Raw genomic sequence first — 26,317 nt, 5'->3', positions numbered from 1 at the left:
CCGTACCAACTAATATTATACCTGCTAATGATTTTAAACTTCATATAGCTGTTTATAATACAGATGGAACTCTTTATATGGACGATTATTCAGATAATTGTTTTAGTGTTGTACTAGTAAAAGAAGAATGCCAATCAAATTGTAAAAAAAATTCTGATTCTCAAACAATAAAACCTGAAATAACTCAACCTAGCTCAATAGACATTCCATATAAAAACGGAACATTGTTAAAATCAAAAAATGGAAAGCAGGTGTATTTTGTTGATGAAGAAAAATTAAGACCAATTAATTCTTTGCAAACATTTAAAAATCATGGATTCAAAGTAAAAGATGTAAAAAATATTGCTTCAAATGAAATGGAAAAATATGAAATTGACGACCAAGCATTGTTGCCTTATCCAGATGGAACATTATTGAAAGTAAATGGAAAAATATATTTTGTTCAAGATGAAAAATTAAGATATATTTCATCTTTCAAAATATTTCGAGCCCATAATTTTAAAATAAAAAATGTCATCAACGTTGCCAATAATATAATTGACGAATATGAAATGGGTGAAAATTTATTGCCTTATGCCAGTGGAACATTATTAAAAGTAGCCAACAGATTATATTTTGTTCAAGGCGATGAATTAAAATATATTTCATCTTTAAAAGCGTTTAAAAATCTAAAAAGAAAAAATATCATTGTCGTTGCTCCTAAAGCAATAGAAGAATATGAAGAAGGCGAACCGTTAAAATAAAATTCCGTAGGGGCGATTCTATGTAATCGCCCTAACAATAAAGGGCGAAAACGCAGTTTCGTTTATATAAAAAACAAATAAAAATACAGGGGTTTCCACTCTTGTATTTTTATTTGGAAAAGTTTAAAAAATTTGTTATTATCATTCTATGACATTTGATAATATAAAAGACATTCAAAAAAATATTTCTTTGGCTTCTTATACAACCTTTAAAATTGGTGGCACAGCAAAATATTTTTATTTGGCTAAAAATACAAAAGATTTAATTAAAATAATAGAAGCAACAAAACAAGAAAAAATCCCTTTTTTTGTTTTAGGCGGAGGAAGCAATATTCTAGTTAAAGATCAAGGATTTGATGGATTAGCAATAAAAATTCAAAGTTCAAAATTTAAAATTCAAAATTGTAATTCAAAATTTAAAATTATTTGTGATAGTGGAACATTATTAGGAAAATTGGTTCAAGAAACTTCCAAAAAAGGGATTGGCGGATTAGAATGGTTTATCGGAATTCCAGGAACAATTGGCGGAGCTGTTTATGGGAATGCTGGTTGGCCCAAAGATAAAAAAAATATAGGAGATTTTGTAAAAAATGTTACCATATTAAAGAATGGCGCGCAATTTACAATTTCTAATTTAAAATGTCAGTTTGGTTATAGAGATAGTATTTTTAAACACAATAATAATGTCATTCTTTCTGTTGAATTACAATTACCAAAAGGTGATTCTTTAGAAATAAAAAAAAGAATGCGGGAAATTTTATTAACAAGAATAACGAATACTTCTCAAGGAAATTCTGCTGGATGTATTTTTAAAAATATAAAGTTAGGAACTTTAAATAAAAAATTATTTGAAAAATATCCGAAATTAAAAAATGTAGTTAAAAATAATTTTATTTCGGCTGGGTATTTAATTGATCAATGCGGACTCAAAGGCAAGAAAATTGGTAAAGCGATTGTTTCAGAAAAGCATGCAAATTTTATTATCAATACAGGACAAGCCAAAGCCGAGGATGTAGTAATGTTAATTAGTTTAATTAAACAAAAAGTTAGAGATAAATTTAATGTTCAACTTCAAGAAGAAATTCAATATATTGGATTTTAAATTAAAAAAACCCATGAAAACTATTACTAAAAACACAATATATTTAATGTCTGCTTATGTGGTTCAGAAAATTTTGACTTTTTTGTATTTTATTTTTATTGCTAGAACGATTGGGGATGTTAATTTAGGAAAATATATTTTTGCCCTTTCATTCACTACTATTTTTTCTATTTTTATTGATTTGGGATTAAATCAGATTTTAATTAAAGAAGTGGCAAAATGCAAAGAAAAAATAATTATTTATTTAAGTAATATTTTTATTTTTAAAATATTAGCTGGTATTATTTGTTTTTTAGTAATGATATTAATTATTAATTTATTTAATTATCCATTTGAAAGTAAAATTTTGGTTTATTTGGCTAGCGGAACAATGCTTTTAGATTCATTAAATACAACATTTTATGCTGTTTGGCGTGGTTTACAAAATTTAAAATATGAGGCAATTGGGATTATTATTTATCAAGGAATAGTAGTTTTAGTCGGATGTGTAGCATTATTATTTAAATTACCTCTTTATGTTTTAATAATAGCTTTAATTTTAGGAGGGTTATCAAATTTTTTATTTGCTTTAATTACTTTAAGAAAAAAGGCTTTAATTTCCCCTAAAATTATTTTGTTTGACAAAAAAATGATTTTTTGGTTACTTAAAATTACTATTCCTTTTGCTTTTGCAATTATTTTTTCTAGAATATTGGGTTATTCAGATGTGGTTTTACTTAAAATTTTAACTGATGATAAAAGTGTAGGGCTTTATAGCGTGGCCTTTAAATTAACTTTTGCCTTGCAATTTATTCCAGCGACTTTTGTCGCTGCTTTGTATCCAGCTTTTAGTAATTATTTTATTTCTTCAAAAGAAAGATTAATTTATATTTTTGAGAAAGCTTTTATTTATTTGACTTTTATTGTTTTACCTATTTCAATTATTACAATTATTTTGGCTGACAAAATTATTTTAGGAATATATGGACAAGAATTTGCTAATTCTATTTTTGCTCTTAGAATTTTAATGTCAGGATTATTTTTTGTTTTTTTAAATTATGTTAGTATTTCATTTTTAACTGCTTGTAATAAACAGACGAAAAATACGGTTATTTTGGGCATTGGAATGACTATGAGCGTTATTTTAAATTTAATTTTTATTCCTTTATATGGTTATATTGGGGTTGCAGGGGTAGCAACAGTAGTTTCTATAATAATGTTTTGTTTACTTTTGTTTTGGGTTAATAAAATATTTCCAGAATCCATTTGGAAACGCAAAGAATTAATTAAAAATATATGTAAATCAATTTTTGCTGTTGTAATAATGGGGGTGTTTATTTTCTATTTAAAATTAATTATTTGGTGGCCGATATTGATTGTTTTGGGATTTATTTTTTATTCTATTATATTGGTTTTAAGCAAAGCAATTACTTTAAATGAAATTAAAATGACGATAGAAAAAATAAGAAAATAAAAATGAAAATAAAAATTGACAAAAGTTCTTATAAAGAATAAACTTAAAGATGAAATAATAAAAATTTTGCCGAGGTAGCTCAGTGGTAGAGCACATGGCTGAAAACCATGGTGTCGACAGTCCGATTCTGTCCCTCGGCATAAAATAGTTTTTTAGGAATTAGCTTTTTAGTTTTTAGAAAATTACGAAATGTATTTACTATTTAAAATTTAAAATTCGGGGTGTGGCCTAGTGGATTAGGGCATCTGGTTTGGGACCAGAGGACCGTGGGTTCGAATCCCACCACCCCGACCAATTGAAAATTAATAATTGAGGGACCGTTCATAACAAGTGTGTCTAGCTTTTTTATCTTTTTGTAATTTTCTTAAAATATTTTTGAAAAATATATAATATAAAAGAAATTTTAACAAAAAAGATTGATGAAAAATTAATTTAATTTTTTAAGGGTTGTTTGACTGTAAACATTGAAATTTTAAATTTTACTGTGTTAACACGGTGGTGTAGAAAAAAATAACTATTTTATTTAATTTAATTTTATCTAATTTTATTTTATTTTATTTAATTTTAGCCAATAGTCCATAGACTGTTCTATGGACTAAAAAATATTTTAAAAATAAAATTGATGTTTTTAAATAATGGGATGGGGGGATTGGCATGGTTGGGATGTTCTACAAAAAATATAAAATGTGTTATTATTTATAAATAATTTTATTAAAAATTAATAAATTTATGGGGTAGATGAGAGCCTCTGCTCTCATCTTTTGGTTGGAGCAGAGGCTCCAACCTACCCAAATCTTTTGGTTAGAACATTCCAACCATGGGGAGATTGGGATAAAAACGAAGAGGGGTTTTATCAAAATAGATACCCCCTCTTTTAAGTAATCAAAGCTTGAATTTCTTTCAAATTAAATAATAAAAGCTCAAAATAAAAAAGGTTGTCGTTCCAGCGAACAAACAACCTTTTTAAAAGTATCTATTTTAAATAGATGCTTTTTTTGTCTTGAGAGAATAACACTCTTCTCTCAAGGTAAAAATGCGACAACGTTTTTCCTTTTTCCGGCCACCCTCTTCCTTTTAGCCAAGGATAAAAATTTTTTATTTTTATATCCTCTCCTGTTAGGAGAGTGATAATAATAAAATTTCTTTCATCCTTCTCTTTCATCCCCAGAAGAATGATTCTGGAAATAATCCCTTCTTTAGAAACTTTTTCTAAGCTCCCATTTTTAAAAAAATAGGGGCTATCTTTTTTTAAAGAACTTTTCATTTTTTCCTCCCTCGTCGCATTTTTTGCGACATTTTTTTTATTCTATCTCTCAAAGAAAGATAGTGGATTATTTTGAAATGTTTTTAAATACCAATCATATTTTGGGCGATCACTGCAGAGATAGGTTTCGAACCTGTCTTTACAAAGAAAATAAAATTTTCAAAACAAACCGCTATTTTCCTATTATTTTTTCTTATTTAAGTCCCTTTGGTAAGGAGGATTAAGGGGGTTTCTTCCGAAGTTCAACCTCCGCATTTAAACAATCTTCCAAAATTTATAATTTAAAATTTCTTTACGCCTCTACAAACTGAACTCCCCCGATGTCTATTGGATAGGCTTTAAAACGGAAAGGTTTTTTAATTTTTAAAGAGCAAATAAAAAAACCGGTCAATGAGATCGGTTTTTTTTGATAATAATTTTATTATAAATCAAACAACACTCGATCTCAAAAATCGGTTAAACCAAAATCCAAAAAAGAAATTGTTGTCTAATTTAATTTGCATAACATTTTTATGTTACACTCTTTTAAAAAAATGTCAAATTTTAATTGTGGAAAATATATAATATTTGGAAGCCCGACTTTTGAATATTGTTTTTTAAATTAAAACGGAACAAAGAATAAATAATTCCTTTGATAATAGTGGTTATCTAAAGGCTTATTTGCTCAAAATCTTAGCAAAACTATTTATCATTTTTTTTAATTCCTCTTTTATTAATGGCAAAAGTTGAGAGTTTAAAATTTTTGTTGTCTTATTATTTTTGTCTTGCATAGTTTTTAAAATTAAATTAATAAAAATTAATTATATGTTTTTACTATGCCAACAACAATTTTATGTAGGGTCTCGTTGTTTTTTACTAAATTTCTAAAAAAATAATAAAAAATAATTTAAAAAAATAAAGGTCGAAATTTAATTTAAATTCATCAGGTATGAAATTTCTAAATAGCCTTGATAGAAGAAATTGTTTTTTTTATTTTTTCCAATAAAACAAATATCCAATATTTCCAACTTATAGGTAAGTCCCATGTGCCAATATAATTAATGCGTCTAGCTTGACAAAACTTTTCTTTAAATGAAGTAATGCCAGCCCAAAAATGATTTTTTTCTTTTTCTGGCGCTACGCCCCAAAAATCAAAAATTTCACAATCTTTTTCTTTTGCTTTTAAAATTGCTTTCCAAACAATTAAATAAGTAGGCATTAATGCATGAAAATCATAATCTGAAGCAGCGTATAAATAAATTGCTTTTTTGCCAAAAGTAGTAAGGATTAATCCTGCAATATTTTTTTCTTGATATTGAGCTAAAAAAAGATGAATATCTTCTTTGGAAAAAATTGAAAATAATTTTTTATAATATTCTTTAGAACGAATAGAAATATCTTGTTTTAAAGCTGTTTTTTGCCAAAGTTGATAAAATTCTTCTATATCTTTTCCATTTTTTTCTTCTTTTATTTTTATGCCTTTACGTTCAGCCAAACGAGTATTATATCGAGCTTTTTGATTTAATTCTTGTTTCCAAATTTCTTCTTCGGATTTTTTTAAATCAACAACCATTGTATGTGAAGGTTGATATGAAATTTCTGTTTTTCGAAAATTATATTTTTTTAAAAAATTCGAATCTACTTCTTTTTTAATTATTTCTGGTTCTATTCTAATTAAATCGACTTTTTTTTCTTTGGCTATATTTTTTATTTCTTTTAAAAAATATTCCCAATCATTTTTATTTTTAAAATCTAAAACAGGTCCGCGAGCAATATATAAAATTTTAAATCCCATTGGTAATTTTTTAAATAAACATTGAACAGTGCCAGTTAATTTATTGTCTTTAAAAAATCCAAATCTTTCTACTTGCCAACCAAATTTTTCTTTTAATTCTCCCCATTCCCAACTTTGAAGCACACTAGCATTAGGATGATTTTTAACAAAATTATTATAATATTCTTTATCAGTTATTTTTTTCATAAATAAATTAACAAATTCTTGGAATTAATTTTCCTCTTGGCATTTCAATTGGTCGCAAGGAATTAAATTTTGTTTTTAAAAAAACTTTTTTGCCTTTTTCTACTTTGCCAATTATTTTTGCTTCTGGATTAAATTCTTTTAAAATTTTTAAAACTTTATTTATATTTTTTTGAGAAACAGATGCAATAAATCTGCCTTCTGATGCTAAAGAAAAAATATCTATTCCTAAAAGTTCTGAAACAGCAATTGTTTCTTTTTTATAAGGCAAAGTTTTTTCGTTTAGAATTATTTTTACTTTTGATTTTTCAGCAATTTCAACAATATTTGCTGATAATCCTCCTCTTGTTGGATCTTTACAAGCATTTAAATATTTTCCAACTTTTTCTAAAATTTTATTAATAGGCTGAGCATCGCTTTTAATTTTAGTTTGATAATTAAATCTTTTTGATAAAAGTGCAATAGAATGTTCGCCTAAATCACCAGAAGTAATAATAAAATCACCAGGCAAAGCACCATTATTTTGAATTATTTTTTTCGTAATTCCAACACCAGCTGTTGTAATTTCAATTTTATCAATTTTTCCTTTTTCCATAACTTTTGTATCGCCAGTTACAACTGGAACTCCAGATTCTTTACTTACTTGATTAATAGATTTAATAATTTTTATTAAATTTTTTTGCAAAAAACCTTCTTCAATCACAATACTTAAAGAAATTCCTAATGGTTTTGCACCCATTACTGATAAATCATTAATAGTTCCACTAATAGCAATTTTTCCAATATCACCACCTTGAAAAAAAATTGGATCAACAATAAAAGCATCAGTTGTAAAAACTAATTTTTCTTTTCCTAAATTAAAAACAGCTCCATCATCTTCACAATTTTTCCATTCACCTTTATAACTTAAATTTTTTCTAATTTCTTTTAATAATTCCCAAGACGTAAAACCTCCGGCTCCGTGATCTAATTTTATTGTTAAATTTTCTTTCATAATAATACAAATTACAAATCCATTGGTCCAAGGATGTTTAAATTTAATTATTTTATGCTTAATTTTATTCTTTAAACAAATTTTGTCAAATGGATGATTTTTTGGTTTTTTTATTTTTTATAAGAACTTTGTAAGAAAATTTAAATCTATTTAATTAAAATATAATTTATTTTGTGTTGAATTTTTTAGCTAAATAGTTTATACTTTTATCAGATAAAATATTAAATAGTAATATTTATTAAATTAATTAATTGTTTCAGGGCTTCGTTTTTTTTTATTTTTATTGGTATACCAAAAATAATAATTTTTTTTAATTTTCCTATTTTTTTAAGTAGTTTTAGATTAAAACCAAGATCAAGATCATGTATTGAACAAGTTGGGCTTTGCTCTATTTTTTTTAGTTCATTTATAATTATAACTTTTTTTGGGCCAATAATAGTGTCAATAATAATCAGCTCGTTATTCTCTGGTTTCAAATTTTCATTTGGATCTTGAATAATAAAATTAATTTTTGGAAATATTTTTTTTAATTTTGGCATGAGTTTAATTGGTAAATTATCAAAAGAAAGTAAAGGATTGCCAAAAATGTAAATTTTTTTTAGATTATTCATAAAAAATGAATTGTTTTTCTATTAATATAAAAAATACGAAAGTAATTTTGGCCTTAGGCGCAGAATCGGATGGTAATTTTTCTATTTATCTAAACAATAAAATATATTTTTCTTGTTCTTTCGGTGATCTTTTAGATGAAGAAAAATATCAAAATTTTCAAAAATTTGTTTTAGATTTTTTTAAAAAAAATAAAATAAAACCAGATATTATTTTAACTGATTTGCATCCTTTATATAAGACAACAATTTGGGGTAAAGAATTAAGTCAAAAATTTAAAGCAAAACATATTCAAGTTCAGCATCATATAGCGCATATTTTTTCAACAATTGGAGAAAAAATAATAATTGAAAATTGTAAATTGAAAATTGAAAATTGTATTGGTATTTCCTGCGATGGCACAGGTTATGGATTAGATGGAAAAATTTGGGGCGGAGAGATATTTAAGTTTAAAGTCAAAAGTTTAAAGTTAAAAGTTATTGAACGAGTGGCTCATCTTGAAAATCAAATAATGATTGGTGGGGATTTAGCCGTTAAAGAACCAGCAAGAATGTTAATAGCAATACTTGATAAATTTTCAATGGATTCAATAAGCTTATTACAAGCTTTTAATTTTCAATTTTCAAACAAAAAAGAATTTATTTTTTCTTTTGTTAAAAAATATTATACTCGTAATCAGTTTGAACTTTTATATAATCAATTTAAACAAAATTTTAATTGTCAAGAAACATCTAGTACTGGACGAATTTTAGATGCTGTTTCGGTTTTATTGGAATTTTGTAAAAATGAAAGAAATTACAAACATGAACCAATTGATTTATTAGAGAAAAATTCTTGTGTTCCTTGTGGGATGGGTTCGGGGTTCGGGGCTTGCGTAGAGCCTTGCCAAACCATTCAAGATTCAAAATTTATTTTACAAACTACTTATTTATTTGAATATTTAATTAATAATTTACATCGTGATAAAAAACGACTTGCAACTATTGCTCAACTTTATATTGCGCAAGGTTTATATGAAATAATCAAAAACCTAAAACCTAAAAACTATAATTTAAAAATTATTTTTTTTGCTGGTGGCATGGCTAATAATAAAATAATTTCTTCTTATTTAAAATCAAAGGGAGTTTATATTAATACGAAAATTCCATCCGGAGATGCTGGACTTTCATTTGGTCAAATTGTTTTTTATTTATTTAATTTTTAATAAAGATATGGCAAATTTTAAAAAAGTTCATATTATTGGTATCGGCGGTATTGGAGTGAGCGCTATTGCAAAAATGATGCTTAAATTAGGAAAGACGGTAACTGGGTCAGATGTAAATTCTTCAGAAATAATTCAGGCTTTAAAAAGCAGGGGAGTTTTAATTTATCAAAATCACAAAAAAGAAAATTTGTCATCAGATACGGATTTAGTTATTTATTCTTCGGCTGTGCCAGAAAATAATCCTGAACGAATTCAAGCTCAAATTTTTAATATTCCTCAACTAAGTTATCCAGAATTTTTAGGTGAATTAAGCAAAAAGAAATATACAATTGCAATTTCAGGTACAAATGGTAAAAGCACTACAACTAGTATTTTAGGGTTAATTTTAGAAAAAGCAAATTTTGATCCTTTAGTAATTGTTGGCAGTAAGGTAAATCAATCCACATGGGAAGAAAATTTAAGAATAGGAAAGAGTAATTATTTTGTTGTTGAAGCATGTGAATGGCAGGCAAATATGTTGAATTTGCATCCGCAAATTATTATTTTAACCAATATTCAAGAAGATCATTTAGATTATTACTTGGACATAAATCATATTATAGAAACTTTTCAAAAGTATGTAGAAAAATTACCTGACAATGGAATTTTAATAGCCAATAGCGATGATGAAAATATTCAATTACTTTTAAAAAAAATAAAAAATAAAAATTTTAAAATAATTACTTTTGGTCAAAAACAAGGAGTGGATTTTCAAATAAAAAATATTATTAAAACCTTTGGATTAATAAATTTTACTATTCAAAATAATAAAATTAAAAAAGAATTTACATTGCAAATTCCCGGTTTGTTTAATATTTATAATGCAGTTGGAGCTAGTGTTATGGCTTTTGAATTAAAGGTGCCTTTAAATATTATTAGAGATGTTGTTGCAAATTTTAAAGGGATTTGGAGAAGGTTTGAAAAACAGGGAGAAAAAAATGGAGCAATTATTATTTCTGATTATGCTCATACGCCGATTGCTATTCGAGGCACAATTCAAGCAGCAAAGGATTTTTATCCAAATCGCAGAATTGTGGTTGCGTTTCAACCTCATCATAGAGATCGGACTAGAAAATTATTTAATGAATTTATAGAATCTTTTGATCAAGTTGATCTTTTAATTTTGCCTGAAATTTTTGATGTACAAGGCAGGGAAGACAAAAAAGATAAAGATATTAGTTCAAAAGATTTAATTAAAGAAATAAAAAAAAGACATAATTTTAAAAATAAATTAGTCTTATATGCTAAGGATTTAGAAGAAACTAAAAAATTAATTTTAAAAAATTTAAAATCAAATGATTTGATTCTTCTTATTGGCGCAGGAGATATTTATAAAATTAAATTATAAAAAAACTTTTAGAAATTAGTTTTTTAGCTTTTTAGAAAATAAAATTATTTTTTGTATTATCCAAACAACGCAAAAGGCCATAATAATTCCACCAAAAATATCTAAAGGATAATGAAGACCACAAAAAATTCTGGCAAAAGCGACAAAAAAAGCGCAAACAAGAGCAATGGTGCCTATTTTTTTATTTAATAAAAAAATACTAAATCCCAAGGCAAAAGAAATAGTCGTATGGTCGGAAGGAAAAGATTTATCCGAAGCGTGTTGAACCAATTGAACGATGTCATGATGACTAATAAATGGTCTTTGTCTAAAATGAATCAAAGAAATTAATTGATTTAAAAACCAAGCCAATGCAGTTGAACCTAAGGCTAAAATAATTAATTGAATTTTTTTTGTTTTTTCTTTTAAAAAGAAAAATAAAAAAACAAGTATTAAAAATAATCCAAAAATTAAATATTCGGCGCAAAATATCATAAAATAATCTAGCCAAATATTTTTGTTAGCCCAATTATTAATAATTTGGAATAAAGGAAAATCCATAAAAATAAATAAATTAATAAATCTTATTTATTTTTAAATTAAAAATTAATAAATGTAAATGTTTTTGAGTCTTGTGGATAAAAATTTATAAATTAAATTGACATATTTTTAAGAGTATATATAATGAGTAAACTGAAATTATTTTTTTTGAGCAATGTGGTTAAAATAAGTTTTTGGTTTTTTTAATAATTAAAAAACCGTTGATTAAGACGGTTTTTAAATTATTTATTAAAGCTCTTTGACAATAAATCCAGCTTTTTCAATGGAGTTTTTTAATTCTATTGAAAGATTTTTTATTATTATTTTACAATAAAATTGTAGAATATTTTAAAATAGGCTGGAAAAATAGTTTAAAATTCTAGTTAGAGTCAAAATATATATTTAATTAAGGTATATAGTGGATGTCTTGACATTAGAAGCCGAGGAAGGACGTAGTAGCCTGCGATAAGCTTCGGGGAGCTGGCAAACAAGCTTTGATCCGGAGATTTCCGAATGGGGAAACCCAATATTGCAAAACAATATTACCTGCCCAAATTTTTGCACTTTATATGGAGTGTAAAAATTTGGGCGGGGGGAAACCCGCTGAACTGAAACATCTTAGTAAGCGGAGGAAAAGAAAACAAATGTGATTCCCTAAGTAGTGGCGAACGAAAAGGGAAAAGTCTAAACTTTCTTAATGTTAAAGGCCATAAACCGTTGTTAAGAAAGGGTTATAAGAAAATTATGTTTAACGTTATGGCGTTGAGATAAGGTTAATAATTTTTCTAGCTGAGTGGTCTGGAAAGTCCAACCAAAGAAGGTGATAGTCCTGTAGGCGAAAGAAATTTTATTCTTTATGATAATTTTCTTGAGTATCACGGAACACGTGAAATTCTGTGAGAAGTTAGCGCGACTATGCGTTAAGACTAAATACTTCTAATGATCGATAGCGAACAAGTACCGTGAGGGAAAGATTAAAAGCATCCCGGTAAGGGAGATGAAATAGTATCTGAAACTATATACTTACAAAGAGTTGGAGCTTCGTGTCTCACTAATGTTCGACACGGAATTTTCAATTTTCAATTTTTAATTTTCTCCGCCAGCTGGCGGATTCAATTTTTAATTTTTAATACTTAACTAATTTAGTTTAAGTGTTTAAAAATTAGAAATTGTGATTTGTTTAGAAATTAGAAATTAGAAATTAGAAATTTCTCGTGGCGAGTGATAGCGAGACACGGGGTGACAGCGTGCCTATTGAAGAATGAGCCAACGAGTGTTCAATGCTTTTTTGTTTAAGTCATTTTATGACGAAGGCAAAGTGAAAGCGAGCCTGAATAGGGCGAATCTCATGTTTACATGAGAAGAAAGGCGTTGAATGACCCGAAACCAGGTGATCTATCCATGGTCAGGATGAAGCGTTTGTAAAAAAACGTGGAGGTCCGAACCCACTAGCCGTGCAACACTAGGGGATGAATTGTGGATAGCGGAGAAATTCTAATCGAACCTGGAAATAGCTGGTTCTCCTCGAAATAGTTTTAGGACTAGCCTTGTATAGAAGACTTAGGGGTAGAGCACTGAATGAGATGAGGGGGTTTACCCTACTCATTTCAACCAAACTCCGAATACTAAGTTGAATTGTACAAGAGTCAGACTATGGGGTCTAAGCTCCATTAGTCAAAAGGGAAACAGCCCAGATTCCAATCTAAGGTCTCTAAATTTTCCTAATTTATTTAGGATCCTTTATATTTTTAATATAAAGGAAGGTTAAGTGTAAAAAGTGGTGAATTAACTTAAACAATTAGGAGGTTGGCTTAGAAGCAGCCATCCTTTAAAGAAAGCGTAATAGCTCACTAATTTAGTTGATTTGCGCTGAAAATTTATCGAGGCTTAAACCTAATACCGAAGATGGAAAATTTTATGCTTTGCATAAGATTGGTAGAGGAGCTTTCTATAAGCACTGAAGTTTTTTCGTAAGGAAAGATGGAGTTTATAGAAGTGAGAATGTTGGCATAAGTAACAAAAACTCTGAAGAGAATTCAGAGCACCGAAAACCCAAGGTTTCCTAGGCAATGGCAATCATCCTAGGGTTAGTCGATCCTAAGGCAAGCCTCAATTTAGGTTGAGGGTAGTCGATGGAAGAATAGGTTAATATTCCTATACTTTATTATTTTTCTCAAGAATTGACATATTTTCAAGCTTTATGCGCGCTTTGGATATGCGCGTTCCTCAATTTTCAAAGTTGGGGAGGAAACGAAGCCTTCAAGCAGAGTGAACTTAAGGGGAGAGGGTATCAAGAAAAGATTCAAGAGGTTAAGGATAATAAATCCGTACCAAAACCAACACAGGTGGGTAAGGCGAGAAGCCTAAGGTGGACGAGAGAACCTTCGTTTAGGAACTCGGCAAAACAACGTGCGTAACTTCGGGATAAGCACTTCCCAATTAATTTTGGGACTCAGTAAAAGATTCCAAGTGACTGTTTATCAAAAACTTAGGTCCCTGCTAACTCGCAAGAGGAGATATAGGGGCTGATGCCTGGCCAGTGTCAGAACGTTAAAAGGATTTGTCAACTTCGATGTCATGTCGGAGAGTAGCAGAGAATTGAAGCGCTGATGAACGCCGGCGATAACTATAATCGTCCTATGGTAGCGAAATTCCTTGTCGTGTGAGTTACGACCCGCACGAATGGCATAACAACTTGGAAACTCTCTCAACGAAGGACTCGGTGAAATTGCAATGTGAGTAAAGATGCTCACTAGTCACAGCTAGACGAAAAGACCCCATGAAGCTTTACTACAACTTGATATTGGATTGAGGTTAAATATGTTCAGAATAGGTGGGAGATCGTGTTCTGCTGACGCAGAACACTAAATTCAAAATTAAAAATTAAAAATTAAAAGTTTTGGTATAAATTTTTTAAGAAAAAAATTTATGATTTTAAAAATAAAAATCATTTCGCTTTGCGAAATACCTTAATTTTGAACTTTACATTTTAAACTTTGAATTTAGACCGCGTCAGCAGGACGCGGTCAACAGTGAGATACCACCCTTGTTTAGTTTTAATTCTAATCTGTTATTTAACTAACGGAAACAGTATCTGGTGGGTAGTTTAACTGGGGCGGTTGCCTCCCAAAAAGTAACGGAGGCGTTTACAAAGGTTGGCTAGATCCGGATAGAAATCGGATTGATTGTGTAAAGGCATAAGCCAGCTTTACTGAAAGACCTACAAGTCAATCAGTCTCGAAAGAGGAACTTAGTGATCCGACCATCCTATATAGGAAGGTGGAAGCTCAACGGATAAAAGCTACTCTGGGGATAACAGGCTTATCAGGCCCAAGAGTTCATATCGACGGCCTGGTTTGGCACCTCGATGTCGGCTCATCGCATCCTGGGGGTGAAGAAGCTCCCAAGGGTTTGGCTGTTCGCCAATTAAAGCGGTACGCGAGCTGGGTTCAGAACGTCGCGAGACAGTTCGGTCTCCTATCTGCTGTGAACGTCGAAATTTGAGAAAACTCTTCCCTAGTATGAGAAGACCGGGAAGAACGAACCTCTAGTGGTCCAGTTGTCCACCAAGGGCATTGCTGGGTAGCTACGTTCGGCAGGGATAAACGCTGAAAGCATATAAGCGTGAAGCCTTTTTCAAGATTAAATTTCTTTTAGATCGGTCAGAGACTATGACCTTGATAGGCTCTAGGTGTAAGTCCAGTAATGGATTGAGCCGAGGAGTACTAATAGATCGAATATTTATATATTTTGGTTCTAATTAGGATTTTAAAAATAGTAATTAGTAACAAGTATAATTCCGCGAAGCGGAATAATAAATTATCAGTTACTTGTTATTTTTTTCTTGGTGATTTTAGCGAGAGGGCAACACTTGATCCCATCCCGAACTCAATAGTTAAGCCTCTCAGCGCCGATGATACTATGATTTATTATGGGAAAGTAGGACATTGCCAAGAATTATTTTTATAAATCCCTAACTTCTCTGATGTCCATCGGAGAGGCTTTTAAAAAGTTTCTTTTTCTTTAAGTCCCCCTGACAAGGGAGATAAAAGGGGTTTTTCTTTTAAAGTTTTTAATTTTTATAAAAATATGGCGAAAAGAAATCATGCTATTGGGAGAAAGCAAAAATCACATTCTCACAAAACCGCAAAAAGACTTGAAGTTAAGCGAATTATGCTTGAAAATAAAAAAAGTAAAAAAAAGTCTAAATAAAAGTCATACAACCTATCGTTATCTAACAAATTATTTTTTATTGTATTGGAAAGTGTATTTTTTTGAAGTTTAACTTTCCTAAATTGAATTTATCTTTTAATTTTATTATTCGTTATTATTTTTACTATTTCATTTTTAACTTTTAACTTTTCACTTTAAACTTTGAACTTTTTTTATGCCAAGAGTTAAACGAGGTGTAGGCCATACAAAACACAGAAAAAATATTTTAAAACAGACAAAAGGATATAAATGGGGCCGAAAAAATTTAATAAAATTAGCAAAAACTGCCATTAATAAGGCAGGAGTTTATGCTTATCGAGATAGAAGAGTGAAAAAACGAACTTTTCGTGGATTATGGCAAATTCGCATTGGTATTGCCACAAAAAAACTTGGCTTGTCTTATAGCAAATTCATTGATTTTCTTAAAAAAAATAAAGTTGAGTTAGATCGTAAAATTCTTTCTGATTTATCTCAAAATCATTTTGAAATTTTTACCAAAATTGTTGAAAAAGTTACAAAGAAATAAAAAAGATTATTAAATAATAAAATTTAATTTCAATTTAATTTAAAATGTTCAAAATTTTTATTTAGGGCATTTTATTAGATAAAAATTTAAAGGTCGAATCTTTATCTATAAAATTTATTTTTATTTATTAAAATTTTAATTATGACTAAAAAAACATATATTATAATCGGTATTGTAGTAGTATTAATACTACTAATTGTCGGAGTTTATTTTTCTAAATCTAAAAAAACAGTAGCAGAAAATCCAGTTATTGATATTAATACTGAAATTCCAGCTCTTTTTCCAACTCCCTGAAAATCCTGATGCTCCAGCTCCAGTTCCAACTCCTACTGAAAATCCTGATGCTCCAGCTCCAGTTCCAACTCCTACTGAAAATCCTGATGCTCCAGTTCCAGCACCTGAAGTTCCAGTTATTGCTCCTACTGAAGCTCCAGTTCCAGTACCAACTCCCGAAGCTAACAGATAAATAATCAAGCAATTGAAATATAAATGAAATATAATCAAGCACCTTCAACTGAAGGTGCTTGGTGAGTTAATAAGAAGGGGTAGTGTTTTTATATTTAATTTCTAAAAGCTAAAAGTTAGTTTTTATGACAATTAATGATCTTTTTAATACAATTAAAAAAAATGATTTAAGGGTAGATTTTGATTTAATGCAATTAGTTTATGAATTTGCTGAAAAAGCGCATCAAGGACAAAAACGAGTTTCTGGCGAGGATTATATTCAGCATTCTTTAGAAACAGCTAATCTTTTAGCTAAGTTTAAACTTGATGAAGTAACAATTATTGCTGGACTTCTTCATGATGTTCCAGAAGAAACAAAAATTTCTTTAAAAGAAATTGAAAAAGAATTTGGTAAAGAAGTAGCTGGTCTTGTTGAAGGAATTACTAAATTAGGGAAAATTAAATATCGAGGCATGGAGCGTTATGTGGAAAATTTAAGGAAAATGTTTATTGCTATGGCTAAAGATATAAGAGTTATTTTTATTAAATTTGCCGATCGTATTCATAATCTTAAAACACTTTCTGCGTTACCAAAAGAAAAACAAAAACGTATTGCTTTAGAATCTTTAGAAATTTATGCTCCAATTGCCAATCGTCTAGGAATGAAAGATTTAAAAGGACGATTTGAAGATTTGGCTTTTCCTTATGTTTTTCCTGAAGAATATAAAGAAACGAAAAAAATATTTGATCAAAAAATTAAAGTTCGCGGTCCTTATATTGAAAAATTTATAAAAGAAATTGAAAAAAAATTAATTTTTGCTGATTTTAAAGATTTAAAAATATGTGGTAGAATAAAGTATTTGTATAGTTTTTATTTAAAATTAAATCATCAAAAAATTAATAATAATCCAGATAAGATTTATGATCTTATTGCTATTAGAATTATTGTCCCTGAAAAAATAAGTGACTGTTATTCTATTTTAGGATTAATTCATAAAGATTGGAAACCATTACCTAATAGAATTAAAGATTATATTGCTGTGCCCAAACATAATGGATACCAATCTTTACATACTGTGGTTTTTGGACCAGAAAATAAAATTATTGAAATTCAAATTAGAACTCAAAAAATGCATAAAGAAGCAGAGTATGGGATTACTGCTAATTGGATTTATGCGGAAAAAGGGAAACCAAAACAAGGAGCTCAAATAGATAAAAAACGAATGCTTTGGCTTAAATATTTATTGGAATGGCAAAAAGAAACTAAAGTTGAACAACCAGAAGAATTTTTAAATAAATTAAAAATAAATTTTTTTAAAGATCGAATTTTTGTTTTTACACCCAAAGGAGATGTGATTGATTTACCTGAACAAGCCACGGCAATAGATTTTGCTTATCATGTACATACAGATATTGGCAATAGTTGTACCAGTGTTTTAATCAATGAACATATTAGTTCTTTAAATACACTTTTAAAAAATGGCGATGTTGTTAAAATCATTACTAGTAAAAGCAGAAAAAAACCTAGTTTAGATTGGCTTAAATTTGCAAAAACTCATCAAGCTCGATCTAAAATAAAAGCCTATTTAAAAATTTGACAGTTGGTTTTAAATTATGCTAAAATTTTAAAAACTTGAATTTAATTTTTAAAAAATTTTATGGAACAAAAACAAGAAAAAACAGAACAAGAATTAGAGGAAGAATTAGAAAAATATAAAAAACAAGCTGAGGAATATTTGGCTGGATGGCAAAGGGCCAAGGCCGATTTTATTAATTTTAAAAGACAAAATGAAAACGAAAAAGAAAACTGGGCAAAATTTTCTAATTTAAATTTAATCTTGCAATTATTGCCTGTTTTAGATAATTTACAATCAGCTAATAATCAACAGCCTAAAATTGATAATGAACAAACCAAAAAATGGATAGAAGGAATTTGTCATATTCAAAGGCAATTTGAAGATGTTTTAAAAGATTTGGGATTGGAAAAAATAAAAACAATCAAAGAAAAGTTTGATCCGGAAATTCATGAAAGTGTTGGTAAAGAGGAAACGCAAAAAATAGAAAGTCAGATAATTAAAAAAGAAATGCAAACTGGATATAAAATGTATGGTAAAATAATTAGAGTGGCAAAGGTGATTATTGGGGAATGAAATAAAGTAACGAGTAATATGAAAAATAAAATTCAAAATAAATTTATTTAATTATTAGATTTCATAGCTATGAAATTTATTGATTTATTCGCGGGCATTGGCGGTATAAAAATAGCATTTGAAAATACGGGTTTTCAATGTGTTTTTTCTAATGATTTTGACAATAATTGTAAAATAACTTTTGATTTTAATTTTTCAGAATTATTTGAATTTAATAAACAAATGGTATTTGGAGATATTTCAAAAATTTCAACGGATAAAATACCCAACTTTGATGTGTTAACTGGCGGTTTTCCATGTCAGCCATTTTCAATCGCTGGATATAGACAAGGATTTAACGATAAAAAAGGAAGAGGAAATGTGTTTTTTGATATTATAAGGATTTTAAAAGAGTTTTTGAGTTTGATATAAAAACTAATTCTTAAGTAAAAGATGAACCGGGTATTATTCGCATAAAAGAAAAAGAGCTACATTGAAAATAATATATTTGGAAAATTTCATTTAGAAAAAAATAAATTTTATACATTTAATTTGGTTACATTAGGAAGAGACCCTAAACTAAAAAGAAATAATTTATTTATATCTAAAAAAAGAATATATCAATTAGTTGAGGATGATAAAATCAGAAATCCTGAAGAAATTGTTAAAGAAATAATAAAGAACATATAGCATTTTAAAAGTTGCAAAACGGTTTAAAATTTATTTTTATTTTATTTTAATTTTTTATTTATTTTATTACTAGTTACTTGTTACGAGTTACTAGATTTAATTTTATGTCAAAAATACTTGGTATTGATCTTGGTACAACAAATTCATGCATGGCAATTATGGAAGGCGGGGAGCCTAAGGTTTTAGAAAACAAAGAAGGAGCGCGAACAACCCCTTCAATGGTGGCTATTTCTAAAAGCAATGAACGTTTAGTGGGATTATTGGCTAAACGTCAAGCAGTGACCAATTCAGAAAATACGCTTTTTTCTATTAAACGTTTGATTGGTCGAGGATTTAATGATGAAGAAGTACAAAAAGATTTAAAAGTTTTTCCATTTAATATTGTTAAAGCTGGAGAAGGAGTAAAAGTGCTTATGGGAGGAAAAGAACATACTCCCCAAGAAATTTCAGCGATGATTTTACAAAAATTAAAAGCTGATGCCGAAGAAAAAACAGGAGAAAAAATTACCGAAGCCATCATTACTGTGCCAGCTTATTTTAATGACAGCCAAAGACAAGCAACAAAAGATGCTGGGAAAATCGCCGGACTTGAAGTAAAAAGAATAATTAATGAACCAACAGCGGCTGCTTTGGCTTATGGTTTTGACAAGAAAAAAGGACAACAAATTGCTGTTTATGATTTAGGCGGAGGAACTTTTGATGTTTCTATTTTGGATATTGGAGAAGATGTTGTTGAAGTAAAAGCAACAAATGGCGATACACATTTAGGCGGTGATGATTTTGATCAAAAAATTATTCATTGGATTATTGAAGAATTTAAAAAAGATCAGGGCATTGATTTATTGAAAGATCAAATGGCTTTACAACGTTTAAAAGAAGCGGCTGAAAAAGCCAAGATTGAACTTTCTACTGCAATAGAAACAGAAATTAATCAACCATTTATTACAACTGATATAAATGGACCAAAGCATTTGGTTTTAAAATTAACTCGAGCAAAATTAGAAGAAATTGTTGGAGATTTAGTTGAAAAAACTTTAGAGCCTTGCAAAAAAGCTTTAAAGGATGCTGGATTAAAACCTGAAAATATTGAAGAAATTGTGATGGTGGGCGGACAAACCAGAATGCCTTTGGTTGTTCAAATAGTAGAAAAGTTTTTTGGCAAAAAGCCACATTTGGGAGTTAATCCAGATGAAGTAGTTGCAATTGGCGCGGCTATTCAAGCGGGAATTTTACAGGGCGAAGTAAAAGACGTTTTACTTTTAGATGTTATTCCTCTTTCTTTGGGAATTGAAACATTGGGTAATATTTCCACAAAATTGATTGAAAAAAATACCACTATTCCAACTGCAAAATCACAGGTTTTTTCAACGGCTGTTGATAATCAACCCAGCGTGGAAATTCATATTTTACAAGGAGAACGTGAAATGGCCATGGATAATAAATCTTTGGGTAGATTTATTCTTGATGGTTTACCACCAGCGCCTCGTGGGATTCCTCAAGTAGAGGTAACTTTTGATATTGATGTAAATGGAATTTTGAGCGTTAAAGCCAAGGATAAAGCGACAGGAAAAGAACAAAAAATTACCATTACCGCTTCCAGCGGACTTTCTAAAGAAGAAATTGAAAAAATGAAAAAAGACGCTGAATTGCATGCTGACGAAGACAAGAAAAAACGAGAATTGGTTGAAATAAAAAATACAGCTGAGACTTTAATTTATTCCACAGAAAAAGTTATTAAAGAGGCAGGAGATAAAGTTCCAGAAGCTGATAAAAAAGAAGTGGAAGAAAAAATAGTAGTTTTGAAAGAAGTGAAAGACAAAGATGATTTAGAAACAATAAAAAAAGCGTTAGAAGAATTAAATCAATCAGCTCAAAAAATTGGTCAAGCAATGTATAAACAAGAACCAACTGCTGAGCAACAACAATCAACTGAAAATAATGATCAACCAGCTGATGAGAAAAAAGAAGAAAAAGCAGAGTATGAAGAAGTAAAGGATGAAGAAAAAAGTTAAGAAAATTTTGAATTATAAATTATGTTTCAAAATGTACGGGGTTCAACCCCGTCAAATAAGTTACATTTTATTATGGATTATTATAAAACTCTCGAGGTTTCTAAAAGTGCTTCTTCAGAAGAAATAAAAAAAGCCTTTCGGAAAAAAGCTCATCAATGCCATCCTGATAAACCGGGCGGAGATGAAAAAAAATTTAAAGAAATTAATGAAGCCTATCAAATACTTTCTAATCCTCAAAAAAGAAATCAATATGATCAATATGGTAGCACTTTTGAACAAGCTCAGTCACAAGGTAATAGTGGATTTCATGGATTTAGTGGTTCTTCTGATTTTAGAGAAGCTTTTCGTGGTGGAAGCAATGGAGTAGAATTTAATTTTGAAGATTTGGGAGATATTTTTGGAGATTTTTTTGGTAATGCTAAAAAACAAACAGCTCGAAAAACTCAGGGAGATGATATTGAATTAGAAATGTCTTTAAAATTTGAAGAAGCGGTTTTTGGTATAAAAAAACAAATAGAAATAAACAAGCTTATTATTTGCCCTCATTGTCACGGAAATGCAACCAAACCAGGAACAAGAATTGTTATTTGTCCCACTTGTAATGGAGCGGGTCAAGTTCAACAAGTTCAATCAACTATTTTTGGTCAATTTAGAACTGTTGGTGTTTGTCCTGATTGTCAGGGAGAAGGTAAAAAGGCATTAGAAAAATGTAATGAATGCAATGGTCAAGGTCGGGTTAGAAAAGCGGAAAAAATTGAAATAGAAATTCCAGCAGGAATTGATCACGGACAAACATTAAAACTTTCTAATCAGGGCAATGCAGGAATAAAAGGAGGTAGAGCCGGAAATTTATTCGTTACCGTCAATGTTCAACCGCATTCTAGATTTAAAAGAAAAGGTAATGACATTTTAAATAAAACAATAATTAATTTTTCTCAAGCTGTTTTTGGAGATAAAATCGAAGTAGAAACGTTGGAGGGAAAAGTTAGATTAAAAATTCCTAGTGGCACTATTAGCGGAAAAATTTTTAGACTAAAAGATAAAGGCGTTCCTTATCTTCATTCGCGAGGTAAAGGTGATCAATTAGTGGAAGTAGTAATTAATGTTCCTCAAAAATTAAGTAAAGAACAAAAAAAGTTATTAGAAGAATTTAAAAAACAGGGAATTTAAAAAATTATAAATTATAAATTATTTTAAATAATCTTCTATGATTTAAAATTTATAATTCAAAATTCAAAATTTATTTTATTTTTATTTTATTTTTTTATGGAATATCCTTTAGAAAAAACAAGAAATATTGGCATTATTGCTCATATTGATGCCGGTAAAACAACAGTATCCGAACGAATTTTATATTACACAGGTAAAAAGCACAAAATTGGTGAAGTTCATGAAGGTGCAGCTGAAATGGACTGGATGGAACAAGAAAAAGAGCGAGGCATTACAATTACTTCTGCGGCAACAACTTGTTTTTGGAAGGATTGCAAAATTAATATTATTGATACCCCAGGGCATGTAGATTTTACCGTAGAAGTGGAAAGAAGTCTTCGAGTGCTTGATGGCGGGGTTGTTGTTTTTGATGGAGTAGCTGGAGTAGAGCCTCAGTCTGAAACGGTTTGGCATCAAGCTGATAAATATCATGTGCCTCGTCTTGCTTTTATTAATAAAATGGATCGAATGGGCGCTGATTTTTATTCAGATTTAGAATCAATTCATGAAAGATTAAATCCTAATGCTTTTCCAATTCAATTGCCTATTGGCGCGGAAGAAAATTTTAAAGGAGTAGTAGATTTGTTGAAACAAAAAGCCATTATTTTTACAGATACAATGGGCAAAGAAACTGAAGAGCAAGAAATTCCAGAAGAAATGAAAGAAAAAGTAAAAGAATTTCGTAATAAATTAATTGAAGCGATTGTTGAAAATGATGATAACTTAATGAATCAATTTTTAGAAGGAAAAGAAATTTCAATTAAAGATTTAAAAAAAGTTTTAAGAAAAGCGGTAATTGCAAATAAAATAATTCCTATTCTTTGTGGCTCGGCTTTAAAAAACAAAGGTGTGCAACTTTTATTAGATGCGGTTATTGATTATTTACCTTCACCAGTAGAGTTACCTTCTATTGAAGGTAAAAATTTGAAAACAGGAGAAAAGGAAATGAGAAAAGTTGACGAAAAAGAGCCTTTGTCTGCTTTAGCTTTTAAAATTGCGACAGATCCATTTATTGGAACACTTTGTTTTGTTAGGGTTTATTCTGGAACAATTAAGGCTGGTTCTTATGTTTTTAATGCAAGCAAAGGCGAAAGAGAAAGAATTGGGAGAATTGTTCGAATGCACGCTAATCATCGGGAAGAAATTTCAGAGGTTTCCGCAGGAGATATTGCCGCGGTTGTAGGATTAAAGGAAACAACAACTGGAAATACCCTATGTGATATGGATCATCCTATTATTTTAGAATCAATTGTTTTTCCAGAACCAGTTATTTCTATTGCTATTGAACCAAAAACAAAACCAGATCAAGAAAAAATGGGAATGGCTTTGGCAAAATTATCTGCAGAAGATCCAACTTTTAGAATTAAAACTGATGAAGAAACAAAACAAACAATTATTTCTGGAATGGGAGAATTGCATTTAGAAATTATTGTTGATCGAATGAAAAGGGAATTTAATGTTGAAGCTAATGTAGGGGCTCCTCAAGTAGCATACAAAGAAACTATTTTAAGAGAGGCGATTGGAGAAGGAAAATATATTCATCAATCTGGCGGACGCGGTCAATATGGACATTGTTGGTTAAAAATTGAACCTTTGGAAAGAGGTAAAGGATTTGAATTTATTGATGGAGTTAAAGGGGGAGTTATTCCTAAAGAATATATTCCAGCAATTAAAAAAGGGGCAAAAGAATGTACAGAAAATGGAATTTTAGCTGGTTATCCATTAGTTGATTTACAAGTAACGGTTTATGATGGTTCTTTTCATGAAGTTGATTCTTCAGAAATAGCCTTTAAAATAGCGGCTAATCGTGGTTTGCAAATTGCTGCTAAACAAGCTGGATTAATTCTTTTGGAACCAATTATGAAATTAGAAGTAATTGCTCCAGAAGATTTTATAGGAGAAGTTATTGGTGATTTAAGCTCTAAACGAGGTCAAATTTTACAAATGAATGATCGAAGAAATATGAAAATTATTGATGCAGAAGTTCCTTTGTCAAATATGTTTGGTTATGTAACAAATTTACGTTCTATTACCCAAGGTCGTGCGAGTTATACAATGGAATTTTCTCATTATGCTCCAGTTCCTCAAAATGTGACAGAAGAAATTGTTGGGAAAAGAGCAGAAGCAAAATAATTTTTTTATTCAATTCTATAAATAAAATTTGTTTAATTTAAAATTTGACAATTTGAATAAAATGCGCTATTTTAAATTCAAAAAAGATTTTGTTAATGAAAGTCTTTTGGTTTGGGAAATTAAGAAAACAGGAAAAATTATAATGAATTATTTGAAATAGTTTATGAAATTTTAGAAAAATAAATTTGGAACCGTTTTTATGAAATTTAAGTTGAATCTCTTTAAATTAAATTACTTTAAATTTTTTTATATTTTTTCCTTAATATAAAAATATGGAAATTAATGAAAAAAAATTAAAAACAATATTAACAGAACAACGTGAAGAATTTCAATGTCATTTAGATATTGTAATAAAAAAACAAAGCGATGAATTAAAAAAACAAGGCAGTGAATTTAGAGCTGAAGTGCAAGAACAAGGCAAAAAATTTAGAGCTGAAGTGCAAAAACAAGGTAGTGAATTTAGAGCTGAAGTGCAAGAACAAGGCAAAAAATTTAGAGCTGAAGTGCAAAAACAAGGTAAGGAATTTAGAGCTGAAGTGCAAGAACAAGGCAAAAAATTTAGAGCTGAAGTGCAAGAACAAGGCAGTGAATTTAGAGCGGAAGTAAAAGAACAACGTAAAGAATATCAACATTATTTAGGCGCTTTAAATGAGAGTTTTGAATCTAAAATACAAGCGCTTGCTGAAGCAGTAGTGGCTAATACTGAAAAATTAGAAGAGCATGATCAAAGGTTTGATAAAATAGATGAAACGCTTGATTCTATTAAAATAAATGTTGGGGTTATTAAACTTAAACAGAAAACTGATAGTGATAAAGTTGTTGTTTTAGAAAAGAAAGTAGTTTTACTTGAGAAAAAATTTCAAGGAGCATTAAATTTTTAAAAATTTTTTTTAATGTTCAACAATTTATAATTTAAAATTTATAATTTAAAGCTTGTGTGGAGCCTTGTCGAATTTATTTATAATTTCTTAACTTTTATGGAAAAAAATAATAAAATTAAATTATCATTAAATAAAATATTAGAAAAAGAAAAACATTATCTTGCTGTTATACTCGAGGATATTAAACATGATTTTAAAGCATTTGGAGAAGTTTTAGGTGATGTAAAAGAAAAGGGCGATGCCACATTTGAAGAAGTGGGCGTAATAAAAGAAAAAATAACAATGCTTGAAATTTCTCAGCAGAATATTAGACATGATTTTAAAGCATTTGGAGAAGTTTTAGGTGATGTAAAAGAAAAGGGCGACGCCACATTTAAAGAAGTGGGCGTAATAAAAGAAAAAATAACAATGCTTGAAATTTCCCAAAGAGAAACCAATAAAAGGTTAGATAATATTGATGATAAATTAGATAAAATGGATAATAGATTAGATAAAATTGAGAAAGAAACAGTAGAATTAAAAGAAGAAATAAAAGAATTAAGAATGTTGTTTGTTAAAAAAGTGGATATTGAACGATTAGAAAAGTGTGAATTGCGAATAAATCAATTAGAAAAAATAATTTTTGAATTACAAAAAGGGATAAAAAATAATATGTCATTTGTTTAACAAAAAAATCTTGTAAACACGAATAACATTTGTTCAAAAAAAATAAATGTAAAGGCGGACACAATGCGCGCCTATATAAAATTGGACAATTTGAATAAAATGTGTATAATATAAAAATATTATGACCACAAAAACTATAACAATTCAAAAACAAGGAACAATCACTTTGCCAAAAGAATGGTT

General features: G+C 29.0%; 20 protein-coding genes, 2 tRNA genes and 2 rRNA genes. 19 read left to right on the top strand and 5 right to left on the bottom strand.

The features are described 5' to 3' along the window. From CVV26_02335 to CVV26_02315, 5 genes are all read left to right on the top strand, one after another. The coding region (locus tag CVV26_02335) for a hypothetical protein (protein PKL72288.1) at window positions 1-743 on the top strand (743 nt) is incomplete at its 5' end. 148 nt (window positions 744-891) lie between these two features. Continuing rightward, entirely contained in the window at window positions 892-1,845 is a 954-nt protein-coding gene (locus CVV26_02330) for a UDP-N-acetylenolpyruvoylglucosamine reductase (GenBank protein PKL72287.1), read from the top strand. Continuing rightward, window positions 1,805-3,298, top strand: coding sequence for a hypothetical protein (locus tag CVV26_02325; protein ID PKL72286.1), 1,494 nt, complete (start codon window positions 1,805-1,807; stop codon window positions 3,296-3,298). The genes CVV26_02330 and CVV26_02325 overlap by 41 nt, the downstream gene beginning before the upstream one ends. A 68-nt stretch (window positions 3,299-3,366) precedes the next feature. Continuing rightward, window positions 3,367-3,438: transfer RNA gene (locus tag CVV26_02320), tRNA-Phe, on the top strand. Window positions 3,439-3,515: 77 nt separating this feature from the next. Then, a tRNA-Pro gene (locus CVV26_02315) sits at window positions 3,516-3,592 on the top strand. A 679-nt stretch (window positions 3,593-4,271) separates the two neighbouring features. Here the strand turns inward: CVV26_02315 and CVV26_02310 are convergent. The 4 genes from CVV26_02310 to CVV26_02295 all read right to left on the bottom strand — a co-directional run bounded on the left by CVV26_02310 (window position 4,272) and on the right by CVV26_02295 (window position 8,124). Beyond that, entirely contained in the window at window positions 4,272-4,562 is a 291-nt protein-coding gene (locus CVV26_02310) for a hypothetical protein (GenBank protein ID PKL72285.1), read from the bottom strand. Window positions 4,563-5,499: 937 nt separating this feature from the next. After that, window positions 5,500-6,522: a hypothetical protein gene (locus tag CVV26_02305; protein ID PKL72284.1), complete on the bottom strand. Its 1,023-nt coding sequence runs from the start codon at window positions 6,520-6,522 to the stop codon at window positions 5,500-5,502. Window positions 6,523-6,529: 7 nt separating this feature from the next. Then, window positions 6,530-7,513, bottom strand: coding sequence for a hydrogenase expression/formation protein HypE (hypE, locus tag CVV26_02300; protein ID PKL72283.1), 984 nt, complete (start codon window positions 7,511-7,513; stop codon window positions 6,530-6,532). Window positions 7,514-7,734: 221 nt separating this feature from the next. Next, on the bottom strand, window positions 7,735-8,124 hold the full coding sequence (locus CVV26_02295; protein PKL72282.1) for a hypothetical protein: 390 nt from the start codon (window positions 8,122-8,124) through the stop codon (window positions 7,735-7,737). Window positions 8,125-8,129: 5 nt separating this feature from the next. Here CVV26_02295 and CVV26_02290 point away from each other — a divergent pair, with 5 nt between their 5' ends. Beyond that, window positions 8,130-9,326: a hypothetical protein gene (locus CVV26_02290; GenBank protein ID PKL72281.1), complete on the top strand. Its 1,197-nt coding sequence runs from the start codon at window positions 8,130-8,132 to the stop codon at window positions 9,324-9,326. Continuing rightward, a complete protein-coding gene (gene murC, locus CVV26_02285; protein PKL72280.1) occupies window positions 9,277-10,713 on the top strand; it encodes a UDP-N-acetylmuramate--L-alanine ligase in 1,437 nt (478 codons plus the stop codon). The genes CVV26_02290 and murC overlap by 50 nt, the downstream gene beginning before the upstream one ends. A gap of 15 nt (window positions 10,714-10,728) precedes the next feature. Here the strand turns inward: murC and CVV26_02280 are convergent, their stop codons facing one another. Next, a complete protein-coding gene (locus CVV26_02280; protein PKL72279.1) occupies window positions 10,729-11,253 on the bottom strand; it encodes an undecaprenyl-diphosphatase in 525 nt (174 codons plus the stop codon). Between the two features lie 381 nt (window positions 11,254-11,634). Between CVV26_02280 and CVV26_02275 the strand changes: the two genes are divergently transcribed. From CVV26_02275 to CVV26_02220, 12 genes are all read left to right on the top strand, one after another. Further along, window positions 11,635-14,977: ribosomal RNA gene (locus CVV26_02275) — 23S ribosomal RNA — on the top strand. 98 nt (window positions 14,978-15,075) lie between these two features. Next, window positions 15,076-15,188 (top strand): 5S ribosomal RNA (rrf, locus tag CVV26_02270). 431 nt (window positions 15,189-15,619) lie between these two features. Beyond that, complete coding sequence (locus CVV26_02265) at window positions 15,620-15,970, top strand: 50S ribosomal protein L20 (GenBank protein PKL72278.1); 351 nt, start codon at window positions 15,620-15,622, stop codon at window positions 15,968-15,970. 250 nt (window positions 15,971-16,220) lie between these two features. Beyond that, complete coding sequence (locus CVV26_02260; protein PKL72277.1) at window positions 16,221-16,436, top strand: hypothetical protein; 216 nt, start codon at window positions 16,221-16,223, stop codon at window positions 16,434-16,436. A 124-nt stretch (window positions 16,437-16,560) separates the two neighbouring features. Next, on the top strand, window positions 16,561-18,012 hold the full coding sequence (locus tag CVV26_02255; GenBank protein PKL72276.1) for a hypothetical protein: 1,452 nt from the start codon (window positions 16,561-16,563) through the stop codon (window positions 18,010-18,012). A 60-nt stretch (window positions 18,013-18,072) separates the two neighbouring features. Next, window positions 18,073-18,564: a nucleotide exchange factor GrpE gene (grpE, locus tag CVV26_02250; protein ID PKL72275.1), complete on the top strand. Its 492-nt coding sequence runs from the start codon at window positions 18,073-18,075 to the stop codon at window positions 18,562-18,564. Between the two features lie 69 nt (window positions 18,565-18,633). Beyond that, window positions 18,634-18,975 (top strand): hypothetical protein, encoded by a 342-nt coding sequence (locus CVV26_02245; protein PKL72274.1) that lies wholly within the window; start codon window positions 18,634-18,636, stop codon window positions 18,973-18,975. A 362-nt stretch (window positions 18,976-19,337) separates the two neighbouring features. Further along, window positions 19,338-21,245: a molecular chaperone DnaK gene (locus tag CVV26_02240; GenBank protein PKL72273.1), complete on the top strand. Its 1,908-nt coding sequence runs from the start codon at window positions 19,338-19,340 to the stop codon at window positions 21,243-21,245. Between the two features lie 21 nt (window positions 21,246-21,266). After that, window positions 21,267-22,415: a molecular chaperone DnaJ gene (gene dnaJ / locus CVV26_02235; GenBank protein ID PKL72272.1), complete on the top strand. Its 1,149-nt coding sequence runs from the start codon at window positions 21,267-21,269 to the stop codon at window positions 22,413-22,415. A 96-nt stretch (window positions 22,416-22,511) separates the two neighbouring features. Further along, on the top strand, window positions 22,512-24,587 hold the full coding sequence (fusA, locus tag CVV26_02230; protein ID PKL72271.1) for an elongation factor G: 2,076 nt from the start codon (window positions 22,512-22,514) through the stop codon (window positions 24,585-24,587). 272 nt (window positions 24,588-24,859) lie between these two features. Beyond that, window positions 24,860-25,468 carry a hypothetical protein gene (locus tag CVV26_02225; GenBank protein ID PKL72270.1) on the top strand — a complete coding sequence of 203 codons (609 nt, stop codon included), beginning with the start codon at window positions 24,860-24,862 and terminating at the stop codon, window positions 25,466-25,468. A gap of 96 nt (window positions 25,469-25,564) precedes the next feature. Further along, complete coding sequence (locus CVV26_02220; protein ID PKL72269.1) at window positions 25,565-26,134, top strand: hypothetical protein; 570 nt, start codon at window positions 25,565-25,567, stop codon at window positions 26,132-26,134. Window positions 26,135-26,317: the final 183 nt, after the last annotated feature.

The sequence above is a fragment of the Candidatus Kuenenbacteria bacterium HGW-Kuenenbacteria-1 genome (genome assembly GCA_002839745.1).
Lineage (GTDB): Bacteria > Patescibacteriota > Patescibacteriia > UBA2591 > PGYQ01 > PGYQ01.
The sequence above is the reverse complement of the archived record's forward strand: the minus strand, read 5'-3'. Positions and strand labels throughout refer to the sequence as shown.